The organism is Ruegeria sp. BHSA118 (assembly GCF_059613405.1).
This window is the reverse complement of the sequence record NZ_JBXWSM010000125.1, coordinates 1-3,958: the sequence shown is the minus strand read 5'-3', so window position 1 is coordinate 3,958 and position 3,958 is coordinate 1. Positions and strand designations below refer to the sequence as shown.

Sequence of the window (3,958 nt, the reverse complement as noted above, 5' to 3'; positions counted from 1 at the left end):
CCTGGACCAAAGCCGTGAAAGAGGCAACCGGTCGCAAAGGAAAAGGCCTGTTCATGCCACTGCGCAAAGCGTTGACCGGCATGGAGCGCGGCCCGGAAATGGCTGCGCTGATGCCGTTGCTACAGGTGATCCGCGCGCGCGGCTAATGTGGTGGCACACCAATTTTCTGGGCCACGTCATCGGCGCGGCCCTTTTTTGTTAAGCTGGTTGCACTAATCGAACCGACAAACCGGTCAGGCGGTCATCGACAAAATCACGCTCGACAGGTTTGAGTTGCTGGTGGCGTGGATAACGCGGTTCGGTGCGATCATTCAGGATCGGGGCGTCCCAGCCGGTTGTCGTCTCAAAGAATCGATCCGCGCCGTCCTCTCCGAACGTCCGCAAGTAACCCTGCACGACAACATCGATATAGCTGAGCAGCAACGGGTGGTGATTGCTGGGCTGGCTGTGCCGATCCTGCGGGACGGCGTAGACAGCTATTTCGACGTCGTGAGTCAGGGGATGCGAAACCGAATGCGTAGCGGGAACTCGGTCATACGCCCATTCCCGTTCATCCAGCGCGGCCCAGTCATTTTTTGGAACATGCGCAATCATGCCTTCAATCTCTGACTCCGGGTCGGGCACAGCAGTCAGAAACGCCACGGGTCGCAGATCGGTGTGCCGCCAGGCCCGCCGCCAACCCCTCAGTCGCGCGGGGCGCGGATCGGGGAAATCATGCGTCGCGAGGTTCACGAGGCTGCCATAGCCAAAGAAATAGGGGTCGGCCATCCGAGAAGTGTCCTTTGGGTCGATTGATGTATGTCAAACCGCTTTTTTCCCGGACATGCAATAAGGTTGCATCTTGAATCTAGGGAGGCCCTCATGCGGATTACCAAAAGGACGAATATCGCTGTGCGCCTGTTGATGTATTGCGCAGCTCACCCGGATAGACTGGTCACGAAATCCGAAATCGCCGAAGTGTGCAACATTTCGGAAAACCACCTGGCGCAGGTGATCAATCAGTTGAGCCAGCTGAACTATCTGAGCACGCAGCGTGGTCGTAACGGTGGCATGTCGCTGGCGCGCCCCGCGGATCAGATACGCATCGGTGCGGTGTTCCGGCATGTCGAAGGGGCTTTGCCCATTGCCGAATGTTTCGCCGACGCTGACAACACGTGCCCGCTCACGGATGCCTGCCGGCTGAGGCTTGCGCTTCAGGACGCGGCAGAGGTGTTCTATGCGTCGCTGGACGATGTTACCCTGGATGCGCTGGTATGTGACAATGATCCGCTGCTGAGGCTCTTGCAGCCTGTCGCCTGCGTGCGCTGATTTCAATCGCTCGCGCGCAATATGCGCGCCGGACGCACTGAAAGTGGACGCAGGGCAAATGCCAGCCCAGCACATAACGTGACGCCAATCCCGGCCAGAACGATGCCGAAGGCCGATGACCAGATGACCGTGAACTCTGTGTCGAAGATGTAGGTGGCAACGGCCCAGCCGCCCAGAATACCAACGAACAGCGCGACGCAACCCGCAGCGGCCCCAAGCAGAACAGATCGCAGGCCAAAGCTGCGCAGGATACGGCCACGGTCTGCACCCAGTGTCCTGAGGATTGCTGCTTCGTATCTGCGGGCAGGTTCGCCTGCCGCCGCTGCGCCGATCAGAACCAGAAATCCGGTCAGCAGAGATACTCCTGCGCCATAAGACGTTGCTGCGGCGATGCCCGCCAGCAGACCCGAGACGCGATCAATGGCGTCGCGCACCCGGATGGCCGTGATATTGGGGAACTGGCCTGCAAGATCCCGCAGGATGGCCGCTTCGGCCTGTTCTTCGGCATAGACCGTCGCGATAAAACTGTGCGGCGCACCGGCCAGCGCAGACGGGTTCATCGACATGACAAAGCCCATTCCCGCTGTAGAGAAATCCACCTCGCGCAGGGACGTCAGTTCTGCCGTGATGTCACGCCCCAGGATATTGACGGTCAGTTGGTCGCCCAGGTTCAGGCCCATCTCTTCAGCTTCTTCTGCGGCAAAACTGACCTGAGGCGCACCTGCGTAATCTTCAGCCCACCACTCCCCTGCGGTCAGGCGTGTGTTCGGCGGAGCTTGAACCGAATAGGTCACGCCGCGATCCCCTTCCAGCACCCAGTGATCTCCGGCCACGTCCCGAGCGGGCCGGCCGTTGATCTGTGTGATGATCCCGCGCAACATCGGCGCGCTTTCAATGCGGCTGACCGCGGGGTCGCTTTGCAGGCGTTCGGTGAAGCCGGGCATTTGATCTTTCTGGATGTCCACAAAGAAGTACGAGGGCGCGACATCCGGCAGGTTGCCCGAAATGGCGTTGCGCAGGGTACCGTCGATCTGCCCGACCGCAGCCAGCACCGACAGGCCCAGCCCCAGTGACAGAACCACAGACCCTGCACCTTCGCGTGGGTCCGAGATGGCCGACAACGCCCATCTGACGGTGGGCCGCCCGCGGGCCAACGAAGTCCCTGCCCGGGCCAGTTTGCGAATGGCATAAGCGGCGAGGGCCAACAGCGCCAGTGCACCGACAAGCCCGCCACCGGTCCAGACAGTAAGCCGGGTCGAGCCGCTGAACCACGACGCCAGGGCGATCAGCAACAACAGCCCGGCGCCGGTTGCCACGACGTAAATCAGACGTGGAAAGGGGCGGGCCGAGCTTAACGCGTCGCGAAACAACGTCGCGGCGCGCACATCCTCGGTGCGGGCCAAAGGCCAGAGTGTGAACAGAAACGCTGTGAGCAGACCGTATATTGCTGCCTCGATCAGCGGCTGTGGATACAGGGAAAACACTGCGGGAACCGGCAATTGGCTTTCCAGCAGCGGGGCCAGAACAAGCGGCGCCAATCCACCCAGCGTAAGGCCGATCACGACCCCGAAGACGGACAGAACGCCAATTTGAATCATGTAGGTTTGAAAAATGGTGGCGCGATCGGCCCCCAAGGTGCGCAATGTCGCAACCGTTTCCGTCTTCTGCGCCAGATAGGCACGCACGGCGGCAGAAACGCCGATGCCGCCGACGGCCAGCCCGGACAGCCCAACAAGGACCAGAAATGCGCTCAGACGATTGACGAACTCGGATATTCCGGGGGCACCGTTGCGCGCATCCTTCCAGCGCATCCCCGTGCCTTCGAATGCCGCGTCAGCCCTTGCGGATACATCCGAAAGATCTGCGTTCCGGGGCAGGATCATCCTGTACTTTGTCGAAAACAGCGTTCCGGGTTCCAGCAGACCGGACGCCTGCAACGCCTCGGTTCGGACCAGCGTGCGCGGCCCAAGGCCAAACCCACCCGCAGCGCTGTCGGGCTCGTCCAGCAGGGCTGCCGTCAGGATGAACTCTTGCGTCCCAAGTGAAAACCGATCGCCGACGGACAACCCAAGCCGGTCCATCAGCACAGGTTCCATCACGGCCCCGGGCAAGCCGGAACTGCCGTTAAGGGCGTCTTCCAGCGGGATCTCGGGTTTCAGCCCTACCGAGCCGACAAGTGGGTACGCGTTGTCGACCGACTTGACCTGAGTCAGCGCTCGTTCCGGACCTGTCGCGCCGGGCACAACGGCCATCGAGCGGAAATCGACAACCTCGGACATCTGGACGGATGTCTGTTGCATCCAGTCCCGCTCGGCCGGGTCGGCAAAACGATAGGTGAATTCAAGTTCGGCATCGCCCCCCAGCAGCGAGGCCCCTTCTTGCGCAAGCCCAGCCTGTATGGCTTGCCGCACCGACCCGACGGCTGCGATGGCGGCGACCCCCAACGCCAAACAGGCCAGAAAGATCCGAAAACCGCTCAGGCCTCCGCGTAGCTCGCGGCGGGCGAGACGCCCGGCCATCCGCAGGCTCATTCCGCGGCCTCCTGCCGGGTCTCTTCTGCGATCCTGCCGTCACGCAACCGAACGACCCGATCACATCTTTCCGCCAATGAATGGCTGTGTGTCACCAGAACCAGGGTTGCATCGTATTT

3 protein-coding genes and 2 pseudogenes are annotated in these 3,958 nt (G+C 61.4%); 2 read left to right on the top strand and 3 right to left on the bottom strand.

Annotated elements, in window-relative coordinates:
* Positions 1-146: pseudogene (locus AC2FNN_RS21100) on the top strand (glutamate--tRNA ligase); the annotation flags it as partial.
* A gap of 52 nt (positions 147-198) precedes the next feature.
* Here AC2FNN_RS21100 and AC2FNN_RS21095 read toward each other — a convergent pair.
* Complete coding sequence (locus AC2FNN_RS21095) at positions 199-768, bottom strand: gamma-glutamylcyclotransferase family protein (protein WP_496760426.1); 570 nt, start codon at positions 766-768, stop codon at positions 199-201.
* Positions 769-861: 93 nt separating this feature from the next.
* On the opposite strand from AC2FNN_RS21095, the gene AC2FNN_RS21090 reads away from it, so the two are divergent.
* Positions 862-1,308, top strand: a complete 447-nt coding sequence (locus AC2FNN_RS21090) for an RrF2 family transcriptional regulator (protein ID WP_170346430.1) — start codon at positions 862-864, stop codon at positions 1,306-1,308.
* Positions 1,309-1,310: 2 nt separating this feature from the next.
* On the opposite strand, the gene AC2FNN_RS21085 is transcribed toward AC2FNN_RS21090, so the two are convergent.
* Together AC2FNN_RS21085 and AC2FNN_RS21080 are read right to left on the bottom strand one after the other, a co-directional pair.
* The gene (locus AC2FNN_RS21085) at positions 1,311-3,839 is read right to left on the bottom strand and encodes an ABC transporter permease (RefSeq protein ID WP_496760425.1); all 2,529 of its coding nucleotides are present in this window, start codon (positions 3,837-3,839) and stop codon (positions 1,311-1,313) included.
* Positions 3,836-3,958, bottom strand: a pseudogene (locus AC2FNN_RS21080) (ABC transporter); the annotation flags it as partial. The pseudogene AC2FNN_RS21080 and the gene AC2FNN_RS21085, both read right to left, overlap by 4 nt.